The organism is Dactylosporangium sp. NPDC049525 (assembly GCF_040676755.1).
Classification (GTDB): Bacteria; Actinomycetota; Actinomycetes; order Mycobacteriales; family Micromonosporaceae; genus Dactylosporangium.
Genome location: NZ_JBFAPO010000004.1, coordinates 81,674 through 108,113 on the forward strand (window position 1 = coordinate 81,674; position 26,440 = coordinate 108,113).

21 protein-coding genes are annotated in these 26,440 nt (G+C 72.4%); 10 read left to right on the plus strand and 11 right to left on the minus strand.

Annotation, left to right across the window (positions count from 1 at the left end; translation table 11 throughout):
- Nucleotides 1-35: 35 nt before the first annotated feature.
- From AB0K00_RS09270 to AB0K00_RS09290, 5 genes are read right to left on the minus strand one after another with little or no spacing between them, the layout of a single operon-like run.
- Nucleotides 36-1,238: an alpha/beta fold hydrolase gene (locus AB0K00_RS09270; protein WP_363517880.1), complete on the minus strand. Its 1,203-nt coding sequence runs from the start codon at nt 1,236-1,238 to the stop codon at nt 36-38.
- Nucleotides 1,239-1,263: 25 nt separating this feature from the next.
- Nucleotides 1,264-3,717 (minus strand): hypothetical protein, encoded by a 2,454-nt coding sequence (locus tag AB0K00_RS09275; protein WP_363517883.1) that lies wholly within the window; start codon nt 3,715-3,717, stop codon nt 1,264-1,266.
- Between the two features lie 31 nt (nt 3,718-3,748).
- Nucleotides 3,749-6,127: a transglutaminaseTgpA domain-containing protein gene (locus tag AB0K00_RS09280; protein ID WP_363517886.1), complete on the minus strand. Its 2,379-nt coding sequence runs from the start codon at nt 6,125-6,127 to the stop codon at nt 3,749-3,751.
- Nucleotides 6,124-7,281, minus strand: coding sequence for a DUF58 domain-containing protein (locus AB0K00_RS09285; RefSeq protein ID WP_363517889.1), 1,158 nt, complete (start codon nt 7,279-7,281; stop codon nt 6,124-6,126). The genes AB0K00_RS09280 and AB0K00_RS09285 overlap by 4 nt, the downstream gene beginning before the upstream one ends.
- 2 nt (nt 7,282-7,283) lie before the next feature.
- On the minus strand, nt 7,284-8,261 hold the full coding sequence (locus tag AB0K00_RS09290; protein ID WP_363517892.1) for a MoxR family ATPase: 978 nt from the start codon (nt 8,259-8,261) through the stop codon (nt 7,284-7,286).
- Nucleotides 8,262-8,348: 87 nt separating this feature from the next.
- On the opposite strand from AB0K00_RS09290, the gene AB0K00_RS09295 reads away from it, so the two are divergent.
- The 4 genes from AB0K00_RS09295 to AB0K00_RS09310 all read left to right on the plus strand — a co-directional run bounded on the left by AB0K00_RS09295 (nt 8,349) and on the right by AB0K00_RS09310 (nt 15,171).
- On the plus strand, nt 8,349-9,722 hold the full coding sequence (locus AB0K00_RS09295; protein WP_363517895.1) for a fibronectin type III domain-containing protein: 1,374 nt from the start codon (nt 8,349-8,351) through the stop codon (nt 9,720-9,722).
- Nucleotides 9,719-12,286, plus strand: coding sequence for an Hsp70 family protein (locus AB0K00_RS09300; protein ID WP_363517898.1), 2,568 nt, complete (start codon nt 9,719-9,721; stop codon nt 12,284-12,286). Before AB0K00_RS09295 ends, AB0K00_RS09300 begins: the two co-directional genes overlap by 4 nt.
- A 94-nt stretch (nt 12,287-12,380) precedes the next feature.
- On the plus strand, nt 12,381-14,342 hold the full coding sequence (locus tag AB0K00_RS09305) for a cell wall-binding repeat-containing protein (RefSeq protein WP_363517901.1): 1,962 nt from the start codon (nt 12,381-12,383) through the stop codon (nt 14,340-14,342).
- Between the two features lie 277 nt (nt 14,343-14,619).
- Nucleotides 14,620-15,171, plus strand: a complete 552-nt coding sequence (locus AB0K00_RS09310) for a hypothetical protein (protein WP_363517904.1) — start codon at nt 14,620-14,622, stop codon at nt 15,169-15,171.
- Here AB0K00_RS09310 and AB0K00_RS09315 read toward each other — a convergent pair.
- Both AB0K00_RS09315 and AB0K00_RS09320 read right to left on the minus strand, forming a co-directional pair.
- Entirely contained in the window at nt 15,168-15,674 is a 507-nt protein-coding gene (locus tag AB0K00_RS09315; RefSeq protein ID WP_363517907.1) for an inorganic diphosphatase, read from the minus strand. The genes AB0K00_RS09310 and AB0K00_RS09315 overlap by 4 nt on opposite strands.
- A gap of 56 nt (nt 15,675-15,730) precedes the next feature.
- Nucleotides 15,731-16,156 (minus strand): hypothetical protein, encoded by a 426-nt coding sequence (locus AB0K00_RS09320; protein WP_363518328.1) that lies wholly within the window; start codon nt 16,154-16,156, stop codon nt 15,731-15,733.
- Nucleotides 16,157-17,058: 902 nt separating this feature from the next.
- On the opposite strand from AB0K00_RS09320, the gene AB0K00_RS09325 reads away from it, so the two are divergent.
- Nucleotides 17,059-18,576, plus strand: coding sequence for a cytochrome P450 (locus AB0K00_RS09325; protein WP_363517910.1), 1,518 nt, complete (start codon nt 17,059-17,061; stop codon nt 18,574-18,576).
- Between the two features lie 4 nt (nt 18,577-18,580).
- Here AB0K00_RS09325 and AB0K00_RS09330 read toward each other — a convergent pair whose 3' ends face one another.
- The 3 genes from AB0K00_RS09330 to AB0K00_RS09340 form a co-directional block, all read right to left on the minus strand.
- Nucleotides 18,581-19,000: a hypothetical protein gene (locus tag AB0K00_RS09330; protein WP_363517913.1), complete on the minus strand. Its 420-nt coding sequence runs from the start codon at nt 18,998-19,000 to the stop codon at nt 18,581-18,583.
- Nucleotides 19,001-19,378: 378 nt separating this feature from the next.
- Nucleotides 19,379-20,254 carry an alpha/beta hydrolase gene (locus AB0K00_RS09335; protein ID WP_363517916.1) on the minus strand — a complete coding sequence of 292 codons (876 nt, stop codon included), beginning with the start codon at nt 20,252-20,254 and terminating at the stop codon, nt 19,379-19,381.
- Between the two features lie 84 nt (nt 20,255-20,338).
- Nucleotides 20,339-20,941, minus strand: a complete 603-nt coding sequence (locus tag AB0K00_RS09340) for a flavodoxin domain-containing protein (RefSeq protein ID WP_363517919.1) — start codon at nt 20,939-20,941, stop codon at nt 20,339-20,341.
- Between the two features lie 320 nt (nt 20,942-21,261).
- Between AB0K00_RS09340 and AB0K00_RS09345 the strand changes: the two genes are divergently transcribed.
- The 3 genes from AB0K00_RS09345 (at nt 21,262) to AB0K00_RS09355 (ending at nt 25,008) form a co-directional block, all read left to right on the plus strand.
- Entirely contained in the window at nt 21,262-22,266 is a 1,005-nt protein-coding gene (locus AB0K00_RS09345; protein ID WP_363517922.1) for a nitroreductase, read from the plus strand.
- A gap of 154 nt (nt 22,267-22,420) precedes the next feature.
- Nucleotides 22,421-24,031: a GAF domain-containing protein gene (locus tag AB0K00_RS09350; protein ID WP_363517925.1), complete on the plus strand. Its 1,611-nt coding sequence runs from the start codon at nt 22,421-22,423 to the stop codon at nt 24,029-24,031.
- Nucleotides 24,032-24,126: 95 nt separating this feature from the next.
- A complete protein-coding gene (locus tag AB0K00_RS09355; RefSeq protein WP_363517928.1) occupies nt 24,127-25,008 on the plus strand; it encodes a universal stress protein in 882 nt (293 codons plus the stop codon).
- Here the strand turns inward: AB0K00_RS09355 and AB0K00_RS09360 are convergent.
- The gene (locus AB0K00_RS09360; RefSeq protein ID WP_363517931.1) at nt 25,005-25,646 is read right to left on the minus strand and encodes a response regulator transcription factor; all 642 of its coding nucleotides are present in this window, start codon (nt 25,644-25,646) and stop codon (nt 25,005-25,007) included. The genes AB0K00_RS09355 and AB0K00_RS09360 overlap by 4 nt on opposite strands.
- Nucleotides 25,647-25,819: 173 nt before the next feature.
- Here AB0K00_RS09360 and AB0K00_RS09365 point away from each other — a divergent pair, with 173 nt between their 5' ends.
- Both AB0K00_RS09365 and AB0K00_RS09370 read left to right on the plus strand, forming a co-directional pair.
- Nucleotides 25,820-26,278 carry a universal stress protein gene (locus AB0K00_RS09365; protein ID WP_363517934.1) on the plus strand — a complete coding sequence of 153 codons (459 nt, stop codon included), beginning with the start codon at nt 25,820-25,822 and terminating at the stop codon, nt 26,276-26,278.
- On the plus strand, nt 26,275-26,430 hold the full coding sequence (locus tag AB0K00_RS09370) for a hypothetical protein (protein WP_363517937.1): 156 nt from the start codon (nt 26,275-26,277) through the stop codon (nt 26,428-26,430). The genes AB0K00_RS09365 and AB0K00_RS09370 overlap by 4 nt, the downstream gene beginning before the upstream one ends.
- Nucleotides 26,431-26,440: the final 10 nt, after the last annotated feature.

A 26,440-nucleotide genomic window follows, 5' to 3' on the forward strand; every position in this document is an offset into this window, starting at 1 on the left:
GGCGGCCGCGGGCAGCACGGCGACGGCCGCTGGGCTCAGTCGCGAGCCAGGGTGATCAGCCGGTCGAGGACCCGGCCGCCATCCGTGCGCAGGCCGTTGTGGAGGTACTCGTCGGTGAGCCACCGGCGCATGCCGGGCAGCAGGTCGGCCGTCTCCTCCGAGAACCGCCGGATCACGTACGGGTCGTCGGCGTAGATCACGGCGGCGCAGGGCACGTCGACCTGGGCCAGCACGTCGGCGTTGTAGAGGCGCGGCCACACGTGCTCGGCGAGGGCGGCGGCGACGTCGCGGTACGGGCGCAGGCCCGGCGTGTCCTGGAGGTGCCAGGGGAAGAGGTGTTCGCCGGTGAGCAGCAGGGAATCGCCGGTGAAGTCGTCGGGCTGGACGCGTTCGGACGACCATCGGGTGGCCCCGCCGTCGGCGTAGCTCGACTCGTGCAGCACCGAGTACAGCGGGTTGCGGGCGTCGAACGGCAATAGCGCGGTGACATCGTGCCGGAACGCCGGGGAGCCGGGGTCCAGTTCGAGGACGTGGTGGATGTTCTCCGCTCCGCCGTGCCCGCCGAGCTGGTGGCCGATGGTCCGCATCAGCCGCCGGGAGATCGGCGCACCGGCGGGAGTCCGGACGTCACCCGCGTCGCAGCGGTCCAGCAGCTCCTGGAGCCGGGCCGCGTCCTGCGGATACCTGCGGTGGTACCGCCGGTTCAGCACGCGCATCGCGTCGAAGGTGGCGGAGTAGACGTCGTCGACCGGTCGGCCGACTGGTGGCAGCCCGCCGGTGAACAGCACCTCGCGAAGACTGTCCGGCGCGACGGACAGGTAGTGCAGGGCGGTGAAACCGCCGAACGACTGGCCGAGCACGCTCCATCGGCGGGCGCCCAGGTGCTCTCGCAGGCACTCAGCGTCCCGCACGATGGCGTCCGCGCGGAAATGGATCAGCCGTTGTGCGTCCGCTGCGGCGTCCGGGCCTGGATCACCATAGGGGGTGGAACGTCCGGTGCCCCGCTGGTCGAGCATGATGACCCGGAAATCCCGCAGCGCCCGTTCGAGCCAGCCGGGCGACAGCGGCAAGGCCGACGGCCGCGGCGCCTCGAAGCCCGGGCCGCCCTGCAGGTAGACCAGATACGGCAGATCGCGTCCGTCCGCGGCGGCGATCTCCCGCGCGTACACCTCGATGGTCCGTCCGTCCGGGTGATCATGGTCAAGCGGAACGGTGATCAGGTGATCGGTCAGCAGCACCCCAGCATCGTATTGCCCGCAGGGCTCAGGTGCAGTTGCCGCGGTTGTCGCCGCCGGACGCCGTCTCCTTGTACTTGTCCGACACCGTGCCGGTCCAGGTGGTGAACGAGCCGACCTGCGCCGCTGTGAGCACCGCCTCGAAGAAGACCGGCGCGCCGCCGTGGCTGAACTTCGTCATGGACCCGCTGTACGACCCGACCCTGATCGTGGCGGTCGTCGTCGACGGGTCCGCGTCGGCGTACTTCAGCACGAACCGGTAGCGGCCGTCCGCCTGCTTGTCGCAGGCGTAGGTGTCCTCGATCGTCGGCGGGTTGTTCGCCAGCACGTCGTAGGCGACCGACTGTCCGTTCGGCAATGCGATTGTCACGACGTCGTTGTTCAGCCCGTCCGCCGGCGCGCGGGTGGACGCCGTCGGCTTCGACATGGCGAAGGAGTACCGGCCGGTGCCGGAGTCGGCGCCGTCCCAGGACATCGTCGGTGCAAACGTCTTCAGCCACGACGGCACGGTCACGGTCGGCTCGATGGTGTGCACGAAGCAGCCGGTCAGGTTGACGATGGGCTGTTCGACGCCGTTCACGCCGATGTTGCGGCGCACGTCGGCAGGGTTCGGGCTGACGGACCCGATTTGGCAGTGGTCGGACACGTTGAGGTTCACGGTGTCCTCGACGGTGCGGCCGTCGTAGGCGACGGCGAGCTTCACCGCGTACGCACCGCCGGCGGTGAACCGTTCGCTGCGGGCGGTGCCCGGCGTGCCCTGCTCGGGCGCGCCGCTCTGGCCGGGCCCGGTGACGGTCCACGTCCACGTCGCGCCGGAGCCGGCGTTGCCGACCGTGCCGCTGCAGGACACCGGCTGGTTGAGCGACGGTGCGGTCACCGAGCAGCGCAGGTCGACGGTGAGCTGACCGACGGCGACGGTGCTGAACGGGCGGGTCGCGACGGCCTGCCCGGCCGAGGTGCGCACGGTCAGCTTCACCTGCAGGTTGTCGGGGGTGCCGGCCGGCAGCGTGTGCGTCATCGTGCCCGCGCTGGACGCCTGGTGCAGCACCGTGCCGCCCTGGTCGAGGATCTCCCACGCCCAGGTGGCGCCGGCCGCGTTGTCGACGGCGGCGGTCCACGTCGCCGTCCTGGTCCGGACCACCTGCGCAGGCTCCCAGGTGATGTCCCGGATCACCGGCTGCGGCGCCGGACCGGCCGTCGTCTTCGTCGGGCCGGGGGTCTTCTTCGGCGGGGTCGTCGTCGGCGGCTTCGGCTGCTGCGTGCCGGTCGAGGTTGTGGTCGGCGTGGTGCCGGGCGTGGTGGTGCCGCCCGGGTTCGGGTTGCTGGTCTGCCCGGCGTCGCCGTCGCCGGTGAGCAGCTGCGGGTCGCCGGCGCCGAACTTCTTCAGCGCCTTGCCGAGCCGCCACTGCTCGCCGTCGAGGCGGATCACGCCGGCCCGGTCGCCGTCGAGGTCGTTGTAGAAGACGAACCCGTCCTTGGCCAGCAGCTCGAGGCGGCGGCCGGGGTCGACGACCTTGAGGTCGGCGGCCACCCGGGCGGCGGCGACGTCGACGACGACGGTGTGCCCGCTGGTCCGGTTCGGCACGAACACGAACCCGCCGGACTCGACGAGCGGGCCGAAGGTGTCACCGGGTGCGCCGACGTCGACCGAGCGGCCGCAGTCGTCGTGGCCGACGGCGCTGATCAGCAGGGTGCCGGAGGCGGAGACGGCGGCGAAGACATGGTTGCCGGTCGAGGAGCCGAGCAGCTGGGCCCGGTCGCCGGAGCGGACGTCCAGGCAGTTCCAGTGCTCGACGCCGCCGTCGTCGTCGAGTGCGCCGATGCGGGAGTGCGCGGCGTCGACCAGCACCGGGCGGCCCTGCACGAGCACGAGCCGGCTGGCCGCGTCGGCGCCGCCGGGCTTGACCTGCTTGCCGTCGTCGAACCAGGTCAGCGAGCCGGTCGCGGGGTCGATGAGCCACAACCGGCCGGCCTTGTCCACCACCGACTGCTCCGCGCCGGGCTGCGCGGCGAGCGACAGCCGCTGCCGGACCTTCAGCGACACCGGGTCCGTCACGGACGCGACCCTGCGCTGCCCGTCGACGACGTATGCGCTGTCCCCGCCGACGAACACCGACAGCGCCCGGCCGTCCTGCTCGCCGAACTTCACCGCGTCGGACACCTCGTAGGTGCCGCTGTCGACGCGGGCGACCGTGCCCTGCGCGGCGTTGAGCACCAGCGCGGCGGAGCCTGCCTGCACCACGGTGAGGTCGTCGCCGGCCTTCGCCGCGGGTGCCCGGACCGAGCCGATGACCTGTTCGGACGCGCCGTCGATGAGGGTCACCAGGCCCTGCTGCGGGGAGGCGAGCCAGGCGGCGCCGCCGGACAGCGTGACGTGCGCGCCCGGGAAGCCGGAGCCCATCAGCGCGCCGGTGACCGGCACGGCAAGAAGGGCGACGGCGAGGGCGCTCGCACGTACGCGGGCGGACCTGAGGAAACGCACGGCTCCATGCTCCTCTACTCGTAGATCAGCATCAATCGGGCCCGGGTGTCGCCGACCGGACCAACGCGGTCGGCGGCGACGGGACGACCGGCTTGTCGCCGCCCGGTGTCCTGGCGGGAGCTGGGGCGGGTGCGGGCCGGCGCGGGCGCAGGGAGCGCAGCGCGGCGGCCCACCGGGGTGGCAGCAGCGGCAGCGGGCTGAGCAGCGCGGCGACCCAGCGGTGCAGCGGCACGGCCCGGCCGAGGGTCCGGCTGGCCGTTCCGGCGAGGTGCCAGGCCCGCCCGACCGCCTCCGTGGGTGGTGGCGACGGTGCGCACACCGCGCCGGTGACGATCAGCGCGAGCTCCGTGAGGGCGGGTCCCGTCGGGGCGAGCCGGGCCGTCGGCAGCGTCGCCGCCGCTTCGACCGGGGTCATCCACGGCGGCACCGGCCGGCCGCATTCGCCGAGCCGGTCGGCGGTGTCCCGCCACGCGGCCACGATCCGGTCCGCGGTCGAGCCGTGGCTGCGCCGGTACCGGCGGCGGGCGAGTTTCGCCAGCACGATCAGCGCCAGCGCCGCGATCACGGCGGCGAGGAGGATCAGCGCCGACCAACCGGCGGTGCGCAGTGCCTTGCCGGCACCGCCACCCGCCCCGGGCGTGTTCGCCGCACCGCCCTCGTTCGTGGCGCCCTCGGCCGGCACCGGTGTGTCGTCCTCGGGCAGGATCGGGGCGCTGCTCTCCCGCGGGGTCGCCGGGGTCGCCGGGTTCTTCGTGTTCGTCGGCTCGAACGGCACCCAGCCGAAACCGGCGAGGTGCACCTCCGGCCAGGCGTGCACGTCGCCGGTGTCGACCCGGAACAGGTCGCCGTCGCGCTTCTCGGGGCGCAGCAGGTACCCGACCGCGACCCGGGCCGGGTAGCCCTTCGCGCGGGCCATGAGGGCGAACGCCGACGCGTACTGTTCCGCGAAGCCGGCGCGTTCCTCCGGCGGGCCCAGCAGGGTCCGGTACACGGCGCCGTAGGAGTGCCCCGGCCGGACGTTCACCGCGTACCCCTGCGCCCGCAGGTACTTCTCGATGCCCAGCAGCTGCGTCATCGGCGTCGGGTACTGGGCCGTCACCTCATTCGTCAGGCTCTGCAGCCAGCCGGGGGCGTTCGGCAGTTGCGTGTACGGCAGGTCCGCCGTCGTCTGGCTGGGTTGCGCGGTGCCGAGCGACGCGTCGGGCTTGCGCGCCTCGGCGGTCAGCCGGTACCGGTACCCGGCGACCGCCGTGCGGGTGCTGACGAGCGTGCCGTTGGCCGGGTCGAAGGCGGTGTCCGCCCCGACGACGCGGACCGGCCGGCCGGCGACGGGCAGGAACGGGTCGGGCAGCCGGGACACTTCGACGTCGAGGTCGACGGTGACGACGGAGCCCTGCAACGCCGGCCCGGCGGGCAGCCGGCTGCCGGTGATGACGAAGTCCCGGGACTGGGTCCACAGTGCACCGTCGAAGGCGTCCAGCGCGGCGACGCGGACCCGGTCGAGGGGGTACGCCGGGTCCGACGCCGTCGCCCGGACGGTGAACAGCGCGGTGGCGGGCGCGGTCTCCAGCTGCGGCTTCACCCGGACCAGGGGGCTGAGCGCGGGCGCGGTGCGAAACGGTCGCTCGTAGTGCGCCCGCGGGTCGAACCGGCCGGTGCCGTCGACGAGCGGCTGCAGGTTCGTGGCGAGCAGCGCCAGGGCGGCGACGGCGGCGACGGCGGGCAGCCCGAAGGCGATCCGGCCGACCGCGGACCGGCGCCGCTGCCCCGCGAGGTCGATGCCGACCGCGCCGGCGTCCGGTTCGCTCATACCGCCCCAGGTCCCGCCGGCCGACCGGTTGCCGCGCAGCAGCACGACGAGCAGCAGCGCCACCAGCAGCAGCCCGGCGTGCAGCAGCCGGGGGGCGGCGTCGGGGGCGGTGACGAGCAAGGCCGCGACGTACAACAGGACCGGCGGCACCAGCAGCCCGCTGATCCGCTCGGAGCGGCCGGCGAGCAGGACGGTGGCCAGCGCGGCGAGGTACGCCAGGACCGTCTGGGTCACGAGCAGGTCGCCGACGGGGTCGACGGGCGGCGCCGCCGTCAGGGTCCGGGCCCAGCCGGACGTCAGGCCGGTGCCGAGCGCGCGCAGGGTGGCCAGGCCCGGCAGGCCGTTGCTGGTGGTGTGCCAGTAGCAGCCGTAGACGACGAGGACGAGCGGGGCGAGCACCGCGACCGGCAGGGTGAGCGGACCCAGCCGGCGCCGGGCGACGCCGAGCGCGGTGCCGAGCAGGACCGCCGCGCCGATCACCGGCAGCCAGCGCAGGTCGTCGTAGAGCGGGCCGAACGCGGCCGCGGCGACGAGCGTGGTCAGGCCCAGCAGGACCGGTTCGAGGGCGGCCGCCAGGCGGCGCAGGAGGCCGCTGTTCATCGCCGGACCAGCCGGTTCCAGGCGGCGGCGAAGTCTTCGCTGCCCGCGACGTTGAGCACGAGCACCCCGGCGAGGGGCGTGCCGGGGCGGTTGTGCCGCTCGCCCACCTGTACCAGCGAGATCATCTGGAAGCGGGCCCTGACCAGACTGACGTTGGCCCGCTGGGCCGGGTCCGGCTGGCCGGTGACGACGCCCAGCGAATAGCCCTCGTGGTTCGGTGTCAGGCCGCCGAGCGCGGTCAGCCCCTCGTCGACCGGCTCGCCCGGCTGCACCCTTGCCAGCAGGTCGAGGAGCCGGTCCAGCTCGTGCCGGCGTTCCGCGGTCGCGGCCAGCCCGCCGGTGGTGCGCAGGTCGACCGGGAACCCGCGGGCGGCGCAGCTGGCGCACAGCGACGCCGCGACCCGGACCGCGTCCTCGAAGTCGTCGGGCCGCTCGTACGCCGCGGATCCGGTGTCGAGGACCACCATCAGGCGCGGCTCGTTCGGCACCACGTTGTGCCGGACCATGAGCGTGCCGAACCGGGCGCTGGCCTTGGCGTGGATAAGGCGATGGTCGTCGCCGGGCATGTACTCGCGGAGGCTGTGGAACGCGACCCCACCGAGCGGCGCGCTGCCGGACGTCGGGCCTTCCATGTCCCGGGACCGGCCGGTCGGCAGCGGCTCGACGTCGTGGATCAGCGGGTGCACGGTCAGCTCGGCCGACGACTCGTACGCGCGGGTCAGCGCGATCAGCCGCAACGGGTCGGTCTGCCCGACGCTGAGCGGCCCGACCTGGAACACGCCCCGCCGGTCGGTCGGCAGCGGGTAGCCGGTGACGTGTTTGTGCCCGGCACCGAGGCTCGGCAGCGGGATGGTCACCTCGCGCGTGCCGACGTGTTCGACCGCCATCAGCGGCGGGCTGCGCCGGGTGGCGAGGTTCGTGACGGTCAGCGTGCCGCGGGCCGTCTCGCCCTGCGCCACCCGCGACGGCGACAGGCTGCGCAGCACCGTCACGTTCGGCCGCAGCGCGGTCCACAGCACCGCGAGCAGCAGCGCCATGACGCAGCCGACGCCCAGCAGCAGCAGCTCCGGGTAGTCGGCGAGCCAGCCGGCGGCGAGCAGGACCGGGCCGGCGACGGCGACCCGCCAGCCGGTGCCGGTCAGCCGGGTCGCCATCCTCAGCCCGTCCGCTGGGTCGGCACGTACACCGACTGCAGCACCTCGGCGATCACCTTCTCCGGGGTCAACCGGCGCAACGTCGCCTCCGGGCGCAGGATGGTGCGGTGGCTCAGCACGTACGGCGCCATGATCTTGACGTCGTCGGGGGTGATGAACCCGCGCCCCCGGGAGATCGCGTGCGCCTGCGAGGCCTGCGCGAGCGCGAGGCTGCCACGCGGGCTGACGCCGAGCAGGACGTCGTCCATCCGCCGGGTCGCGTCGGAGATGGTCACGATGTAGCTCGCGATCGCCGGCGCGATGTGCACGCCGGTGACCATCCGGGTCATCCGGGCCAGTTCCTCGGTGTCCATCACCGGCCCGACCTCGTCGCTGGTCCGGCCGCGCGCCCCGTTGACGATCACCTCGACCTCGGCGTCATGGTCCGGGTAACCGATCTTCGTGCGCATCATGAACCGGTCGAGCTGCGCCTCCGGAAGGTCGTACGTGCCGCCGTGCTCGACGGGGTTCTGGGTGGCGATGACGATGAACGGCCGGGGCACCGCATAGGGCTGCGAGTCGACCGTGACCTGACGTTCCGCCATCACCTCCAACAACGCCGACTGGGTTTTCGGCGAGGCCCGGTTGATTTCGTCGCCGAGCACGATGTTGGCGAAGACGGCACCTTCGTGGAATACGAACTCGCGGCGGCCGGCATCGAATAGCAGCACACCGGTCACATCGGACGGAAGCAGGTCCGGAGTGAACTGGATTCGCCGCATGGATCCCTTGATCGACTGCGCGATCGCCTTCGCCAGCGAGGTTTTGCCTACTCCAGGCACATCGTCGATGAGGAGATGCCCCTCCGCCATCATGCACACCAGCGCCATCCGGACCACGTCCGACTTGCCCCTGATGAACGATTCCACATTCGCTGCGAGCCGCTCGAAACGCTCGGCGAACCAGGCGGTGTCGGCCCGCCCGTCAATGTCGCTAATCATCGGTTCCCCTCGTCGACGGACGCGAATTCTACGGTAGAGTTGCCACGCAACATAGAGATGATCAAATGCGTTAATGGGAGCGTCCGCTTGGATCCGGTGCTCGCGCTGACCGAGCCGAGGCCCACCGTGCAGCCCGGTGGCGAGGCCCGGGTCACATTGACCGTGCGTAATGCCGGTGCCGAGGTCGAGCAGTACCGCTTCGAGGTGCTCGGCGAGTGCAGCCGGTGGACCGACGTCGTGCCCCGGCAGGTCTCAGTTCTGCCCGAAGAGGCACGCGAGGAGACCGTCACGGTCGTGTTCCGCCCGCCGCCGGCACCCGCCTCCGTGGCCGGCGAGGTCCCGTTCGGGGTCCGCTGCGTCTCCCTCGAGTCGCCGCAGCGGTGCGCCGTCGTGGAGGGCGACGTCACCGTCGGCGCCGTCGTCGGCCTGCGCGACCGGCTCGACCCGGTCACCCCGCGCGCCCGCTGGACCGGCCGCTACCGCGCGGTCTTCGACAACACCGGCAGCGTGCCGGTCACCCTGAAACTTTCCGCGTCCGACACCAAGCGCGCCCTGCGCTTCGCCGTCGCACCCGAGGAGCTCGCCGTCGCGCCCGGCCGCACCGCCACCGGATACCTGCTGGTCAAGCCGCGGCAGCCGGCGATGCTCGGCACGGTGAAGCAGCACCCGTTCACGGTGGAGTACGAGGCGTCCGACGGGGTCCGCCGCGGTCAGCTCGCCGGCGTGTTCGAGCAGCGGCCCATCCTCAGCAAGGGGCTCGTCGCGCTCGCGGTCGTGCTCGTCGCGCTGCTCGGCGCCGGCGCGGTCCTCCTCGCGCGGCGGGCGGGTGGGCCGGGCGGGCCCGAGCCGATCGCCGGGCCGCCGCCACCCGTCGCGCTCGCCTCCGTCACCCGGGTCACCGACGCCAGCGTGCAGTTGGTGTGGCAGCGCAGCCCGTACGCCACCGGCTACGTCGCCCAGGAGGTGCTCGCCGACGGCAGTGTCGGCAGCAGCAAGCAGGTCGACGAGCGGGACCAGTCGGCGCTGACCTGGACCGAGCTCGCGCCCGGCAAGCACTGCTTCCGGGTCCTCGCGGTCGGCGCCGCCGGGCGCAGCACGCCGAGCGAGCCGAAGTGCGTCGAGCTGAAGGCGGCCCCGCCGTCCTCTCCCGCCGGCCCGTCCGGCGCGGCGGGCGCTGATGCCGGCGCCGAACCGGTCAAGGGCGCCTACGTCATCTACACCCCGCCGACCGCGATCGACGACCGCACGGCGCAAGGGGTCGCGGAGAAGCTTGTGGCGAAGCTGCAGGCGCTCGGCGTGCCGGCCCGGCTCGTCGACAGCCGTGAGTCGAAACGGATCGCCGACGGCACCGGTGGCCTGTGGGTGGTGCTGCAGGACGGGTTCCCGGACTTCCAGGCCGCCCTCGCCGAGTGCAACAAGCGGCGCTCGGTCGCCCCCGACTGCTTCGCCGTGGCACCGTGACCGGGTACGCGCTCGGGATCGACGTCGGGACCACGTTCACCGCGGCCGCCACGTATCGCGACGGCCGGGCGAGCACGGTCCCCCTCGCCGAGAGCGGGCACGGCGGCCACACCGTGCCGTCCGCGCTGTTCCTGCGCGAGGACGGCGTGCTGCTCATCGGCGACCAGGCCGTCCGCCGCGGCATCACCGAACCGAGCCGGGTCGCCCGGGAGTTCAAGCGCCGCTTCGGCGACGCCGAACCGCTGCGCCTCGGCGACGTCCCGGTCTCCACCGCGCAGCTGACCGGCCACCTCATCGGCTACGTCGTGCGCCGCGCGACCGAACAGGCCGGCGCGCCACCCGCCCACGTCACCCTCACCCACCCCGCCGCCTGGGGACCGTTCGTTCGCGAACGGATGGCGGAGGCCGCGGCCGCCGCCGAACTGTCCGACATCGGGCTGCTCGTGGAGCCGGTCGCCGCCGCCGTGCACTACGCGGCCGGCGCGGCACTGGCACCGGGCGCCCTCGTCGCGGTGTACGACTTCGGCGGCGGCACCTTCGACGCCACGGTGGTCCGCAAGGTGCCCGGCGGGTTCGAGGTCGTGCACACCGAAGGCCTCGACGACGTCGGCGGCACCGACCTCGACGACATCGTGATGCGGCACGTGGCGACCAGCCTCGACCTGCGCTGGTCGGACTACCCGGTCGACGACGGGCCGGTCCGCGCCGCGCTCGCCCAGGTCCGGGCCAACGCGGTCGCGGCGAAGGAGGCGCTGTCCGGCGACGTCGAGGCGAGCATCCCGGTGCTGCTGCCCGATCTGCGCCGGGACGTGCGGATCACCCGCGGCGAGTTCGAGACCGCGATCCGGATCCCGGTGCTGCGCACGATCGGCGCCCTCGAGCAGTGCGTCGCCGGCGCCGGGATCGAGCTGACCGACCTGCACAGCGTGCTGCTGGTGGGTGGTTCGTCGCGGGTACCCCTCGTGTCGCGCCTCATCGCGTCCGAGCTCGGTGTGCCGGTGGCGGTCGACGCGCACCCGAAGTACGCGGTGTGCCAGGGCGCGGCGATCTCGGCGGGGTCGCGGCTGCCGGCGGGCCGGCCGGTGTGGCCGGAGGAGTGGGCACCCACGCCGCCCGCGCCTTCCACACCTCCTTCGTCGGCCGCGCCCACGGCGCCTTCCACGCCGTCCTTGCCGACCGCGCCCACCGCGCCGCCCTTGTCGACTGCGCCCGCCGTGCCTTCCGCGCCTGCCTTGTCGGCAGCGGCGACCGTGCCGATGCTGTCGCCCGCGCCGGACGACGACGGGGCCGAGCTGATCGTGCCGGTGGCCACCCGGGTCGACCCGGTCCGCGCGGACGTCGGCGGGATCCTCGACGACGTCGTGCGCGCCGCGCCGCCGGCCGACCGTCCGAAGTGGCCGGTACTCGCCGACGACGTGCCGCTCGCGGTGACCCACACCGGCGTGCCGGGCCAGACCCGCCGGGTCGTCCTGATGGCCGCCGCGATCGTCGTCGTGCTGCTCGCCGCCGCCGGTGCCACGCTGATGTTCGGTGACACGAGCAACCCACCGTCGGTACCGCCGACCGCCGGGCCGACGACGCTGACCGGGTCGACCGGTCCGGCCGCACCGGTGGCGCCGCTCGCGGTGCTGACCGAGCAGCAGGTCCCGGGCCGCCCGGGGGAGCTGATGGCCGCGGTGACGGCCGCCGGCACGGTGCTGCACGCGGTGGGCGGGTCGAGCGCCGACGGGACACCCCGGGCGTGGCGGTACGCGAACGGCACCTGGACCGCCGGTGCCGCACCGACCCTGCCCGCCGGCACCGACGGGGCCTTCACGGGCATCGCCGCCGGTCCGGGCGGGCGGCTCGTCGCGGTCGGCTGGACCGCGCCGCACGTCACGCAACCCGCGTCCGCCGACCCCGCGGCGTTCCCGCCGGGCCCGCCGCCGGCCGAACGGCGCGCCGCGATCTGGACGTCGACCGACGGACGTGACTGGCGGGCCGCCGGTGGCCTCCCCGGCAACCTCGGCGAGCTGACCGACGTCGTCGCGCGCCCCGGCGGCTTCCTCGCCGTCGGCACCGACTGGACTGCCGACCGCGCGTCCGGCGACGGCGCGGTGCTCACCTCGGCCGACGGCACCACCTGGCAACGCGTCACCGCCCGCGGCCTGGACGGCCCGGGACCGTGCACCCTGCGCCGGCTGGTGCCCGGCGGCGCCGGCGACCTCGTCGCGATCGGCAGCCGCCTCGAAGGCGGGGTGAGCCGCCCGGTGGTGTGGACCTCACCGGACGGCACCGGCTGGACCGTCGCCGCGACCCTCGACTCGCCGGGCGCCGCCGTCGCCGCCGGCTGGGCCCTGACCCGGACCGCCGGCGGCCTCGTCGCGGGCGGCTACGCGTCCACAGTGGACGGCAGCCGCACCCCGGTCCTGTGGGCGGGCCCGCAACCGGCGTCGCTGCGGCCGTTCCGGGTCGACGGGCAGGGCGCGGTGTACGGGCTGGCCGGCGCGGTCGCGGTCGGCGCGAGGCCGGGCCCGGGCGGCTGGACCCCGGCCGCCTGGACCCTGCAACTGCCGACCACCTGACGCGCGAACATCTGCGGTCCGGACGACCAGGCCCATCACCGACGTGGCCGTAACGGGGCAGCAGGGATCGGGGCATTTGCCTAGACTCCGGCCGGTGATTTCACGCCGAGCGCTGCTGCGTACCTCCGTCGTCGCCGTGGCCGGGGCGGCCGCTCCGGTCCTGGCCGGCGGGTCTCCCGCCCGCGCGACCCTTCCCGGTCCGGTGCGCGGGACCACCTACTGGCGCAACGGGCTGCTGCACCTGCACATCCTGGACCAGAGCCTGTACACCGTCGAGTCCGAGGCGTTCGCCGCGACCTGGTCGCCCGACGGCAGCCGCTACGTGCACGCCGCCGGCGACAAGCTGTGGTCGAAGCGGACCGACTTCCGGTCGCCGGTCGAGGTGGGCAGCGACACGCGCCGGTTCCTGCAGCCGGCGTTCACCGAGGACGGCCGGTTCGTCATCTACCAGTCCGAGGGGCAGCTGCGCATCATCGCCGCCGAGGGCGGCTCGATCCTCGGCACCGTGTTCCTCACCGAGCCGCACGCCGGCACCGACGAGTACCCGGCGGTGTCGGTCACCGGGCAGGTCGTGTTCGACCGCGGCGTCCCCGGCGGACAGCGCGACCTGCGCCAGTGGGTCAGCGAGCGGGAGTCGAGGCTGCTGATCGCCGACGCCCGGCAGGCCAGCTTCTCACCCGATGGCACCCAGCTGCTGTTCGTGCGGGGCAAGGCCGACCTGACCGAGCTGCAGATCTGGCGGGCCCGGGCCGACGGCACCGGCCAGGCGCAGCTGACCAACAGCACCGACCACGGCCCGATCAACATGGAGCCGGCGTGGGCGCCCGACGGGGCGACGCTGATGTACCGGTCCAACACCTCGCCGAACGACCCGGGCGTGGTCAACCAGCTCCGGATCTCCGGTGGTGCGGCCTCCATGATGACCGCCGGTTCCGCGCCGAGCTGGCAGCCGGGCCGCCGCAACACCGTCCGGCGGGTGTGGGGCGCCGACCACATCGCGACCGCGGTCGCCGCGTCGCGGTACTCCTTCGCCGACGGCACCGCCGGCGCGGTCGTGCTCTCGCGCAGCGACCAGTACTACGACGCGCTCGGCGGCTCGGCGCTGGCCATCCGCCGCAACGCCCCGCTGCTGATCACCGAGCCCGCCGGGCTCAACCCGGCCGTCCTGGCCGAGATCAGGCGGGTGCTGCCGACCAGCCCCTCCGCGCGCGGCCGGGTGTATGTCCTCGGCGGCCCGCTCGCCCTGCCGCAGCACATCGTCACCGCGCTCGTGGCCGCCGGATACGAGGCGGTCCGCCTCGAGGGCGCCAACGAGTACGCCACCGCCGTGCGGATCGCCGACGAGACGGCACCCGACCCGATCCTGGTGACCGTCGCGACCGCCCACATGTATTACGACGCGCTCGCCGCGGGCGCCGGGGTCGGCAACCTCGACGACTCGACGATCGTGTTCTGCGACGGTGACCGGCTGCCCGCCGAGACCGTGGAGTACCTGCGGCGGGTCGACCCGGAGCGGCAGATCCTCGTGCTCGTCGGCGGCTGGGCGTACCGGGCGGTGGAGGCGGCGGTCCGCGGCGGGCAGCTGCCGGGCTGGCCGGCGTGGGAGCACCTGCTGGGCATCAGCCTGGTCGGTGTAGACGCCGAGCACACTGCCGCGCTCGTCGCGAAGTCGTTCTTCACCTCCCCGACGGTCGCGGCGGTCGCCACGAACGCCAACTGGTACGACGCCCTCACCGGCGGCGCGATGGTCGGCCGGGCCGGCGGCCCGCTGCTGATCACCTCGCCGAACGCGCTGCACCCGCGGCCGTCGCAGTACCTGGCGGAAGTCTCGGCGAGCCTCGAGGAGGGCATCGTCCTGGGCGGTCCGCTGGCGCTGCCCGCGGCTCTGACTGGCCTCGTCGGCGACAGCGTGACCAGCGCCGGCAACTGGGACCCGACCGAGACCACGGCGTCGAGCCCGCACCCGGCCGGGGCCAGCAGGGCCGCGGCCGCACCGGCCGACCGGTACGCCGCGTTCGCGCGCCCCACCCTCCAGCGGGGCCGGATCGCCGGCTGAACTTGCGTGCCGTCCCGGACAGGTCGGCACGCAGACTGCGGTCACCGCGGTTCGGCATGATTGGGATTATTCGAATTATTCGGACGGGTGGGTCCTGGCATGAGGGCGGAACGTCGCGTCTCACGCTAGGACCCACATGACCAAGAGTTCAGGCCCGACCGTTCGCCGGCTGCTGCCGCACGGCGCCGCCCACCACTTCTGACCGGCACGACGTGCAGGTCTGTCGGGTTCCCTGCGCTCGCTTGCCTGGACGGTGGTCGATTCCTAGCGTCGGGTCATGTCCTGGTTGCCGAGGTTGTGGCGTGCCCTTCCCGTCGGCCTCGTGCTGGCGTGGACGATCGTCCCCGCTGGCCCGGCCGTGGCCGCCCCCTGCACCGGCGTCACGTGCGTGCGGTACTTCGCGGACATCACCGTCGCGGCGACGGTCGACCCGCCGGTGCCCGTCATCGGCGGCGTCATCCACCGCTACACGGTCCAGGTGACCAACACGGGTTGGCGCGTCGGCGGGAACACCGCGCCGCGGCCGGGGATCGGCCCGGACTCGGGCCCGGTGTACGTGAACCTGCGCCGGGCGCCGGGTGAGCTGGACGTGCTCTTCACCAACGACAGCGGGGTGCCCTTCGACTGTTTCCGCGGGGGCAGCGGCGCGGGCCATGTGATCTGCCACGCCGAAAGCCTCCCGACGGGCACGGCCAGCCAGTTCACGTACTACTTCGAGACGCCGGGCGTGCCGGGGACCTACCAGTTCGTCGTCGACGTCGACAGCTACCGGTGGACCGAGTACGACGAGACCAACAACTCGGTCACCCTGACCTACGACGTGGGCTAGAGCGACGGTCCGGCCAGGGCGCGGGCGGCGCGCCGGCGGGATCGGGCGACCTCCGCCTCGGCCTCCGCGCGGCTCGCCCAGACACCGCGTTCGGCCTCGACGCTCTTGCCCGGATCAAGGGCCTGGTAGATCTCGAAGAAGTGCTGGATCTCGAGCCGGTGGAATGCGCCCAGGTCCGGAAGGTCCACCAGGTAGGCCATCCGCGGGTCCGCGGCGGGGACGCAGAGGACCTTTGCGTCCGGGCCTTTGGCGTCGCGCATTCGGAACATGCCGAATGCCCGGCAGCGGATCTGGCAACCGGGGAAGGTCGGCTCGCGCACCAGAATGAGCGCGTCGAGTGGATCGGTGTCCTCCCCGATGGTGTCCTCGATGAAGCCGTAGTCCTCTGGATATTGGGTGGCCGTGAACAGCGTGCGGTCCAAGCGGATCCGGCCGGTGTCGCGGTCCAGCTCGTACTTGTTGCGTGTTCCTTTCGGGCTCTCGACCGTCACGTCGAACTCCATGGGTGCCACGCTCCTTGACCTGATCAGTGTGCGGAAGTTCAGCGCCGGCATCGTGATCATGCCGGGGCGGGCGTTCGGGTCGATGCCATCGCCGCGATCAGCGTGCCGACGGCGATGGTGGCGAAGCCGACGCGGGCGTCGCCGGCGCCATAGGGCAGCCACAGGACCCCGTCGTGGACGAGGCCGCCGCAGGAGTAGACGACGTTGGGGACGTAGCCGTGGCGTTCGGTTTCGTCGGGTTCGAGGAGGGGGTCGGCGAGGTCGGCGATGACGTGTTCGGGTTGGTGCAGGTCGATGAGGAGGGCGCCGATGGCGTACTGGCGCATCGGGTCGGCGCCGTGGGTGAGCACGAGCCAGCCGGCGTCGGTCTCGATGCCAGATCCGCAGTTGCCGACCTGGATGAGTTCCCAGTCGTGACATGGCGCGCGCAGCGGTGTCGGCGTGCTCCATCGGCTCTGCCCGTCGAGGAGGCCAGCCCGCAGCGGGTCGGCGGACGCGTGCTGAGCAGCCTAAACGTTGCAGCCATCGCTGTAGGTCCGATCATCGCTGGTGTCAATGGAACGGGAGCGGGTCGACGATGCGTGCATGCGGCACGCGGGAGCGGCGACCTGGACAGCAACGTGCCAATCGACGGCAGGCCGTCAGCCACCAGGGTCCGGAGCGGCGCCCTCACCCTACGCTTTGAGTTGCGCGCCCTGATCCGGCCCGGTCAGCCAGACGACTTCGACGCGCACCGCGATGCCGCAGCCGGCCACTCGCACATGATCCTGCCGCGCGTGAACGACACAGGCGCTCAGCGATAGCGTGATCGTGTCGCTCCGGTCCCAGCGGCAGCTGGCGTACCAGGGCGTACGAGCGCGTTCACCTTCAGCGTGCGGCCGATCCGCGAGGTGCAGCGCAGGACCGAGTCAGGACCCGGTGGCCGGTCACTCTGCCTGGATGACGGCCGTGGTCCGTGGCGGCAGCACGGTGTTGGGGGACGTGATGGTGTCGAGGAGGAGCCGCTGTGCACATGGTTGTGGATCTCACCAAGTGTCAGGGCTACGCGCAGTGTGCGTTCCTGGCCCGAGTGCGTTTCAGATGCAGGGCGACGAGGCGTTGATGTACGACCCTGCGCCGAGCGACGAGCAGCGGGAGCAGGTGCTGCGCGCGGCCGCGGCCTGCCCGGTCCAGGCGATCCAGATCGACCGGGTGGGCGTCCACGACCTGCCGCCGGTCCACGGTGAGACCGTCAACCGGACGGAGCGGGTCGTCATCGTGGGGGCGTCGCTGGCCGAGCTACGGGCGGCGGAGGCGCTGCGCGAGGAGCGGTTCACCGGTTCCCTGACGCCGACGCCGACGCCGACGCCGACGCCCGTACGACCGGCCGCCGCTGTCCAAGCAGGTGCTCAGCGGCTGGGTACCGGCCTCGCACACCACGCTGCCGCAGCACCGGGACCTGGACGCGGAGGAGGTCGTCCGCTACGACGGCCGGGTGCAGTTCCTGCCCTGGCGCACCGCGCTGGACGACCTCGACGTGGCCGGGGTGACGATCCCGCGCGGCGCGCCGATCACCCTGATCCTCGCCGCGGGCAACCGTGACCCGGAGCACGTGCCCGACCCGGACGTGTTCGACCCGGACCGCTGGCCCGTCCTGCACCTCGGCTTCGGCGACGGCATCCACTACTGCTTCGGCGCCCCCTCGCGCGGCTGGAGGCGCAGCTCGCGCTGTCCGCCCTCGCCCCGATCCTGGCATCGGCGACGCTGGAGGAGGATCCCCCGCCGTACCGCGACAGTCCCGTCCTGCGCGGCCCCCGGCACGTCCGCTTGCGCCGCCGTTAGCCGGGGGTTGATGATCCGGGACCAGCCAGGAACCGCTCAGGGTTTGGGTACGCCCGCCCCGGGGCAGGTTCCAGCGCGTCGGGGGCACGAGTTCCCCGTCCGCCCGGTGCAACGAAAGGTGACGCAGGACGAACATCCTTTGTGGAGGGTCGTGATGTCGCTCGGCATGGCTTCGGAGCTGCCTGCAGGTGATCGTCGGCAGGTGCGGCCGCCATTGACTGCCTCGACCTGGGACGCCATGGCGGTGCGCGCGGACGTGGCCCGGTGGGCGGTGGACACGATCGACCCGATCGCTTACGTGATCGACGACTCCGGGTTCCCGACAGGCGCTGCGTCGCCGGGTGCTCCGAGGGCCCGGGCACTGACCGGGAGCTCGTTGACTGGCGTGAGCGTGCAACTGGCGACCGACATCGCGTCGGTGGCCGCGGACTGGCGGCTGTTCTGCCCGGCGTCCTGGGACGACAGGACCATCAGCGACCCGCCCGAAGCCGCCGCGGTCCGTGGCCGGCGCACCCGCGCAGGCATCGGCGGCGACGTGCGATACCGGGAGCAGTGGCGTCTCGTGCTGGACATGCTCGACGAGATGATCCAGGGGTGGAGGTTGCCGAAACTCCCGGTGGCCGCGGGCTGCGGCTACGGCGACCGCATTCCCTTCCGGCGCGGCCTGCGCGAGCGCGACCTGCGCTACACGGTCGAGGTCGACCCGGACCGACCCGGAGTGCCCGACCCAGTGGCCACGTTCAAGGAGACAGTCGTGGACGCCGGTCAGGACGCGACCCAGCAGGTGACATGGAGGCAGTGCGACCGGCGCACCGCCGGCAATCCGACGACGCTGCTGCATTCCCGGTTTCTGCGCCTGCAGAGCCGCCCGGCCGGTTGTGACGACAACGGCACCCTGCCCGAGGAGTGGCTGATCGCCGAGTGGCCGCCCGGCGTCGACGAGCCCGTCAGGTACTGGTTGTCCGACCTGGACAGCCGCACGTCCCTGCGGAGCGTGGTCCGCCTCGCGATGCTTTGCCGGCGGGTCGAACCCGCCGCTCGTGCGCGCGGCGACGCCGGCCATGCCCGCACGGCGTCGTAGGCGGTCAGACCTCGGGCGTCACGTAGAGGTTCGATCCGTCGACGAACGTGACCACCACGCCGGGTTGCTGGGACATGTCCGCGTCGGCATAGCTCTGCACCCCGGCGATCTCCCCATGGCCACCGGCCAGCACCTGCAGCAGCAACTGTCCGAGCTCGTCGAGTTGCGACACCGTCGCCGTGCCCGGCTTCGCGCGCGGCGCGTTCTCCAGCCGAGCGATGTTCGCCTGCAGGTCCGACGGATCTTCCCGATCGGTGCCCGGCGGATTGCCCCGAACCACTTGCACGTAGGCGACCCCGCCATCGAGCGTCTGCACCACCAGCCCGTACGGTTTCGGATAGTTCGCCGCAGCGAACGTCGTCACGAGTCCCACGTGTCCGACCATGCGTTCCAAAAGCAGTGCTTCGAACTGTTCCAATCTCATGGCCGCTCCCTCCTGGACCGACTCCCGGCGACACCCCGTCGCGGGATCCCCGCGGCACGCGCGGCGCTCAGGTCCCTTTCCGCGAGCATGCCGTGTCCCCCTCACGTTCGGAGGTCGACAACAGCCGTCGGTCCTGGACGCGGACCGCTGCTGACTGACGATGTCGCTTCCTCAGACTCATCCCGATCGCGCTCACCGGAACCGGCGAACACGTGACCTGTCCATGGCGGACTGCCAATCGCCGGGTCCAGGACGACGAGATCAGCGTACGCCGGTTCGACGCTCTTGGGTCGGCGTCTGGGTATCGGTTCCACGCAGTCGGGACACGTGCAGGTAACCAACGCCGCAAGCGGTGCGGTTTGCCGTCGATGTCCGGGTCTACGGGGTCGGGGCGAAGCGGTTGACGAAGGTCAGCGCCGTGTCGGCGACCTGTCGCCAGCCGTTGTCGATGGTCAACGAGTGGCCGCGGCCGGGCAGCTCCACGAACTCGGTGACGGCGGTGTTGCGCCGCTGCTTGTTGAATATGGCGTCGGAGATCGCTCTTGGCACCGTGTGGTCCTTCTCGCCGGAGATGATCAGCATCGGGCCGCGGGCGGGGTTGGTGCTGTTCACCTTCGCCTCGGTCCACGGGTTGAGGTTCGCGGCCGCCGCCTGGAAGATCGGCGCGCCGGAGGCGGGCACGGCGAACGTCTCGTACAGTTCTTTGGCCTCAACCTCGTCGACGGCGTTGGTGAACGCGTAGTGGAACTGCTCGAAGGTGAGCGGGACGGCGCGGTGCCGGTTGGCGGGGTTGCCCAGGGCTGGACTCGCGGCGCGCAGCGCGGAGATCGGCAGTGGCAGCACCCCCCGGAACGGGGCGGAGTCGATCGCGACGGTGGCTGCGGCGAGGCCCTGACCTGCGATGATCTGGGCGAGCAGACCGCCGAAGGAATGCCCGATCACGATCGGTTTCCTGTTCAGTTTGCCGATGATGGTCGTGTAGTGCTCGGCGACCTGACCAACGGTCTTGTTGGCGAAGACCGCCGGCTCGGCAATCGCCTCGGCGACGGTGTCAGGGTCGTCGGGCCAGCCGGGGCACATCGGTGCGTACCCGGCCTCGGTGAACACCGGACCCCAGCGGTCCCAGCTGCTCGGCAGCAGCCACAGGCCGTGGATGAACACGACCGGTGTCCGGCCTGTCGCGTTGGCCTGCTCAACCTGCTCGGCGTCAGTCAAGTGCGTCGGTGGTGGTTGTGCTCCCAGCTGGACGGACATGGCGTGCTCCTCTACTGCGGCCCCTGGTCGGGGTTCGGTGGTGTGTGGGTAGCGCCGGCTACGCGGCTGCGGTGACATCGTCGATCAGGGCGCCGAGCGCGCTGCCGGGCGTAGATCCGCAGCTGCGTCGATCCTTGCGGCATCGCGCCACGGACCTCTGGTTGCCATTGGATGATGTGCGGCTGCGGGAGCCAGTGAGCACAGCTCTGCCGCGATCTGCGTGGCCCAGTCGTCGATCGCGTCCCAGTCACGGAAGTCGCCGTCCGGCACGCGCAGCGCACGCACCATGGCCTTCTCCGCAAAGCCGAGCCGGCACCGGTCCAGACGGCCGGCGAACACGCGATGCCCGCGGGCGTTCATGGCCGCGACGATGCCGCGCACGTCGACCGGATCCTCGTCCGGCTTGGGCGGATCACCGATCGGACCGCTGGAGAACAACCACACCGACCGTGGCGGCCGGGCGGCGATCCGTACCGCGGCCAGGCGCGCCTCCTGCAGCCAATGTCCCATGTAGACGGCACTGCCCAGGACCACGGCGTCGTAGGAGGCCACGTCTGCGGTCTCGGCGGCCGGGCACACTTCGACAACCGCGCCGACCGGCAGCGCGTTGCGCACCGCCTCGGCGATACGGTCGGCGATCTGTGCGGTGGACCCGTGCTTGCTCGCGGCGCTGACCAGAACTCTCATGACGCTCTCCAGGTCTTGTCGATCTGCAGGTCCGGTGAGCGCGCTACGCAGGAAACAGCAACCACGCCCGGGTACCTCCGACCTCATTCGACCGTGCGCCTTGCGCGTCCACCAGGGCCGTTGGACCTGTGTCACGGGACGGGTCGTGGGGTTCGTGCACAGGGCGGGCCGAATCCCGGCCGGTTGGTGCCGTTCGGCCCGGGTGTCTGCGCCGTAGCAGTGCCATCGTGAGGCCATCGAGGATGCCACGACCTACCGGCCCCACCCAGCTGGTCGCCGCAGCAAGCGACGCAGCGGCGGCACGCAGGAAAGGAAACCCGATGATTCCTACTGACGCGCTCACGCATCCCACCGACGGCGCCGCGGTGACACACGCGCTGGTCGAGGCGGCCGCCGCGGCGGGGCACGCCCCGTCGATCCACAACACCCAGCCATGGCGTTGGCGGCTCGCCGACAACCTCCTGGACCTGCACATCGAGCGCAGCCGTGTCCTGGAAGCCACCGATCCGGACGCCCGGCTCGCGACGCTGAGCTGCGGCGCCGGGCTGCATCATGCCCGGGTCAGCCTGGCTGCGCAGGGCTGGCACGTCGCGGTGACCCGCACGCCCGATCCGGGCGACCCCGACCACCTCGCACGCCTCATCCTGGACCGGCGGGTGCCGGTCGAGCTGCCGTCACTGCGCCGTCTGCAGACGGTCCGGCTACGGCACACCGACCGGCGCCCGGTGACCGGCGAACCCGTCGGCACGGCGGACCTGCAGGCCATCACGGCGTCCGTCGAGGCCGAGGACACCTGGCTGCACATGCTGACCCCGGATCAGGTCCTCGAACTCGCCGGCGCCACCGACCACGCGCAACGCACCGAGGCAGGTGAGACCGCCTGGCAGGCAGAGCTGGCGTACTGGACCGGCGGCACCCGACCGGCCGGCACCGGCATCCCCGACGCCGCCATTCCCGACCGGGCCACCCGCACCACCGTTCCCGGCCGGACCTTCGGCCACCCGGGCGACCTGCCGATCAGCGCAGGACGGGACCGGGCCGCGATGTTCGCCATGTTGTACGGCCGTACCGACGATCCGGTCAGCTGGCTGCGTGCCGGCGAGGCCCTGTCCGCGGGGTGGCTCACCGCCACCGAACTCGGCATCTCGCTGCTGCCGTTCAGCGCCCCGATCGAGATGATCAGCACCCGCCAGGCGATGCGGGTCATCATCGCCAGCACCGGATACCCGTACCTCGTGGTGCGGCTCGGCCACTTCGACGCCGCCGAGGCCGGACCGCCGCACGCGCCGCGGCTGCCGACCGACCAGATCATCGACCGGGTGTAGTTTCGCCTCGTGGGCGGCCCAGCGGGAGGCGTAGGCTGCACGCGTCGCCCTGGACCCCGGTGGCGCGCCGCAGCGAGCCTTCGCCGTGGACATCGACGGGTCGGAGTCGCGACGTGGGCCTGCAGATCGCTCTTCGTGAGCGGCCGGTGCGGTGATGGCGGCACGCAAGCGGCTGTCGCCGCTGTTGCAGGCTGTCGTCGGGATCAGCGAGGACCTCGACCTGCGCAGCACACTGTCCCGGATCGTGGTCTCGGCGTGCCAGGTGGCGGACGCCCGCTACGGCGCCCTCGGTGTCATCGGACCGGACCGGACCCTGGTCGAGTTCATCACCGACGGGCTGACCGTCGCAGAACATCACGACATCGGTGACCTACCCACCGGCCGCGGCGTGCTCGGCCTGCTCATCGACGAACCGGAGCCGGTCCGGCTGGACGACATCAGCCTCCAGCCCCGTTCGTTCGGGTTCCCGCCCGGCCACCCGGTGATGCGCAGCTTCCTCGGTGTACCCGTGCGCATCCGTGACCAGGTGTACGGCAACCTGTACCTGGCCGAGAAGCGCGGCGCCGACCGGTTCAGCGACGCCGACGAGGAGATCGTGGTGGCACTCGCGGCCGCCGCCGGCATCGCGATCGACAACGCGCGCCTGTACGCGGCGGCTGGGCGGCGGCAGCGGTGGATGGAGGCGACAGCCGAGATCACCAACACGCTCGTCGGTCACGTCGACCGGACTGACGTGCTGCGACTCGTTGCCGAACATGCCCGTCACGTCGCCGATGGCGCGCTGGTCGCGATCCTGCTGTACGAGGAGACCACCGGCGAACTGCACGTCGAGGTCACGGCCCCGACCTCACCGACGCTCGACGGTGCGCTGATACCCATCGCGGGCACCCCGTTCGGGTCGGTGATCGCCGCCGGCTGCCACGTCCTTGTCGACGACCTCGCCGCCGCGGCGTCGTGGCCGGCCGCGGTCCCGAAGGGTCCGGCGCTGCTGGCGCCGCTGGCGATGACGGGCACGGTGCAGGGCGTGCTCGTGGTGGGCCTTGCGGCCGGCAACGTGGGCTTCGACGGCGACACCGACGTGAACATGATCCTCACGTTCGCGGCGCAGGCCGCGCTCGCGCTGGAACGCAAACGGGCGCAGGACGAACGGGAACTGCTGATGGTCGTGGCGGACCGGGAGCGCATCGCCCGCGACCTGCACGACGTGGTGATCCAACGCCTGTTCGCGACCGGTCTCGGTCTCCAGGCACTGACCCGCCGGACGCAACGTGATGACGTCCGGGAACGCCTCGACCAGGCGATCGACGAGCTCGACACGACCATCCACGACATCCGGACCGCGATCTTCGCGTTGCACACCCCGCCCACCGACTCGCTCCGCGCGGCTCTGGGGGCGGCCGTCGACGACGCGGCGCAGACCTTGGGCTTCCGGCCGCACCTGACGGTCATCGGTCCGATCGACCTGGCCGTCGCGGACACCCTGCGTGCCGACCTGCTCGCCGTCCTCGGCGAGGCACTGTCCAACGTGACCAGGCATGCCGGCGCGCACACCGTCGCAGTGGCCGTCGTGATCGAAACCGGTCGGCTCACGTTGCGGGTCGCGGACGACGGCGTCGGGGTGACCGGGTCACGCCCGGCGGCGCCCGGCGGCAACGGTCTCGTGAACCTGCAGCGCCGGGCCGAGTGCCGCGACGGCGTCTGCACCGTCACACCTGCCACACCCCACGGCACGGTGCTGACCTGGTCCGTGCCGCTCGACAGCTGAGTGCAGGAGGCACAAGGTCCTGTCCCTCAGGGCGGGCCGGCCCTGTTCCGACGCGCCCGCCGCCGGTGATGCTGATCGTGACAGGAGGCGCCGTGATGACCGGTACCCAGGCAATGATCGTGGTCGGTGTCGAAGGCACCGCCCGGTCCGAGGCCGGCGACACCGCCGCCATCGAGCTGGGTGCGTGGGAGGCGGCCCGCCGCCAGGCCGGCCTCCACCTCGTCCATGGTCATCAGGCAGCTCCGGAGTGGCTCCAGGACCGCACGACGGCGGACGACGGCGCGCCGGCACGCACCCGCACCATGCTCCACCGGATCGTTGACCGCACCACCATCGCGCACCCCGGCATCGTGGTCACCGGCGCCGTGGACGACGGTGGCCTGGCGGGCGCGATCACGGCCGCGTCGTGCGGCACCGGTCTCGCCATCGTGCCGGCTGACTCCAGGGTCCGTTACGGTGGGCTGCTCGCCGGCCTGGTCAGCATCCAGGTCGTCACCCACGCCCGGACGTCCGCGATTGTCGTGGCGCCGCCTGTTCCACGGCGAGCACCCGCCGTCGGTGCCCGGATCGTCGTCGGGGTCGACGGATCACCCGGATCGGCGGACGCGGTGGCGTTCGCGTTCGAGGAGGCGCAGGCACGCGGCGCACGACTGGACGCGATCTATGTCTGGGAGCCGTCGGTGCCCGACCGCGGCACCGACCTCGGTCCGTTCCACGCGGTGGCCGGCCGCATGCTCCGCGCGGCGACCGCACCCTGGGAGGACACGTACCCGGATGTCGTGGTCGGCCAGGCCGTCGTCTGCGGCGACAACCCGGTCCGAGCGCTCAACGACGCGGCGGACGGCGCCGACTTGATCGTCGTCGGGCGCCGCGGCAACGGCGGCTTCGACGATCTGCTCCTCGGCTCGGTCAGCGACGGGCTGGTGCGGTATTCGCGCCGCACCGTCGTGGTCGTCCGCAGCGCCGACGCCGGTTAGCGGACGCTGTCGCGGAGCAGGTTGGTGGCCAGGACCGCGGCCTGCGTCCGGCGTTCCAGCCCGAGCTTGGTCAGGACGCTGGAGACGTAGTTTTTGACCGTCTTGTCGGCGAGGTGCATCTCCTGCGCGATCTCGCGGTTCGTCATGCCCTGCGCCACGTACTGCAGGGTCCGGTGCTCCTGGTCCGTCAGCGACTTGAGCTCGTCGGGCGTGTCGGCGCCGTCGCGGATGCGGGCCAGGACCCGGGCGGTGACGGCCGGGTCGAGCAGCGACTGCCCGGCCGCGACCCGACGGACCGCGTCGATGAGGTCAGTGCCGCGGATCTGTTTCAGGATGTACCCGGACGCGCCGGCCATGATCGCCGCGAACAGTGCCGCGTCGTCATCGTACGAGGTCAGGATGAGCCCACGGATCGTCGGGTCGACGGCCCGCACGTCCCGGCACACGTCGATGCCGTTGCCGTCGGGCAGTCGGGCGTCCAGGACCGCCACGTCCGGCCGCAGCGCGGGGATGCGGTGCACGGCCTCGACCGCTGACCCGGACTCCCCGACGATCTCGATGTCGCCGTCCTGGCAGAGCAGCTCACGAATGCCACGCCGGACAACCTCATGATCGTCGAGCAGGAAGACACGGATCATTTGTCCAGTTGTACTCCTGACCGGCCCTGCCGGGCAGGGTCCAACGGCCCCTCAAGCCCGGGACCGGCCGTCGTTCCGGCACGACCCAACGGGGTCCTTTGCCCCTGACTGTCCGCTGCTGGACGGCGCACGCTCGAGGTACATCCAAGAAGTCCGACGTGCAGGAGACCGCCATGATCGATCAGACCGATGACACCACTCGCCGGATCGTCGTCGGCGTCGACGGCTCCCACGGCTCCAAGGTCGCGCTGCAATGGGCGATGGTGCAGGCACACCTGACCGACGCGACCGTCGAAGCCGTGGCCACCTGGCAGGAGCCGGCCCTGTACGGCTACGGCTACGGCTGGGTGCCCGCCACATACGAGGGCGAGAGCATCGCCACCATCACGGCGAAGGTGCTCGACGCCACGATCGCCGAGGTGTCCGCGACGATGGAACGGCCCGCCACGGTCCTGCCACGGGTGGTGGAGGGCCACGCGGCGCAGGTCCTGCCGGTCGCCGCGACCGGCGCGCAGCTGCTCGTGGTCGGCAGCCGCGGGCACGGCACCTTCGCCGGGATCATGCTCGGCTCCGTCAGCCAGCACTGCGTGCAGCACGCGCCGTGCCCGGTCGTCGTCGTGCCGCAGTCATGACCGCGCTGCGACCGCCCATCAACAGGCAGATCAATGCGCAACGCGTCGTGACCCACTGCTTCGGGTCCGGCGACTTCCTGCCCGCCTCCGACATCTTCGCCAACGCCGGCCAGACCGGCGCACGCAAGGTCGTCCTCAGCCGAACCGGCTGAGCGCACCTTC

Bases quoted from the DNA above. Each gene is read 5' to 3' on its own strand.
- AB0K00_RS09280 (WP_363517886.1), bottom strand. From the start codon at position 6,127: ATGAACAGCGGCCTCCTGCGCCGCCTGGCGGCCGCCCTCGAACCGGTC.
- AB0K00_RS09285 (WP_363517889.1), bottom strand. From the start codon at position 7,281: ATGGCGACCCGGCTGACCGGCACCGGCTGGCGGGTCGCCGTCGCCGGC.
- AB0K00_RS09290 (WP_363517892.1), bottom strand. From the start codon at position 8,261: ATGATTAGCGACATTGACGGGCGGGCCGACACCGCCTGGTTCGCCGAG.
- AB0K00_RS09310 (WP_363517904.1), top strand. From the start codon at position 14,620: ATGTCCTGGTTGCCGAGGTTGTGGCGTGCCCTTCCCGTCGGCCTCGTG.
- AB0K00_RS09315 (WP_363517907.1), bottom strand. From the start codon at position 15,674: ATGGAGTTCGACGTGACGGTCGAGAGCCCGAAAGGAACACGCAACAAG.
- AB0K00_RS09330 (WP_363517913.1), bottom strand. From the start codon at position 19,000: ATGAGATTGGAACAGTTCGAAGCACTGCTTTTGGAACGCATGGTCGGA.
- AB0K00_RS09335 (WP_363517916.1), bottom strand. From the start codon at position 20,254: ATGTCCGTCCAGCTGGGAGCACAACCACCACCGACGCACTTGACTGAC.
- AB0K00_RS09340 (WP_363517919.1), bottom strand. From the start codon at position 20,941: ATGAGAGTTCTGGTCAGCGCCGCGAGCAAGCACGGGTCCACCGCACAG.
- AB0K00_RS09345 (WP_363517922.1), top strand. From the start codon at position 21,262: ATGATTCCTACTGACGCGCTCACGCATCCCACCGACGGCGCCGCGGTG.
- AB0K00_RS09350 (WP_363517925.1), top strand. From the start codon at position 22,421: ATGGCGGCACGCAAGCGGCTGTCGCCGCTGTTGCAGGCTGTCGTCGGG.
- AB0K00_RS09355 (WP_363517928.1), top strand. From the start codon at position 24,127: ATGACCGGTACCCAGGCAATGATCGTGGTCGGTGTCGAAGGCACCGCC.
- AB0K00_RS09360 (WP_363517931.1), bottom strand. From the start codon at position 25,646: ATGATCCGTGTCTTCCTGCTCGACGATCATGAGGTTGTCCGGCGTGGC.
- AB0K00_RS09365 (WP_363517934.1), top strand. From the start codon at position 25,820: ATGATCGATCAGACCGATGACACCACTCGCCGGATCGTCGTCGGCGTC.
- AB0K00_RS09370 (WP_363517937.1), top strand. From the start codon at position 26,275: ATGACCGCGCTGCGACCGCCCATCAACAGGCAGATCAATGCGCAACGC.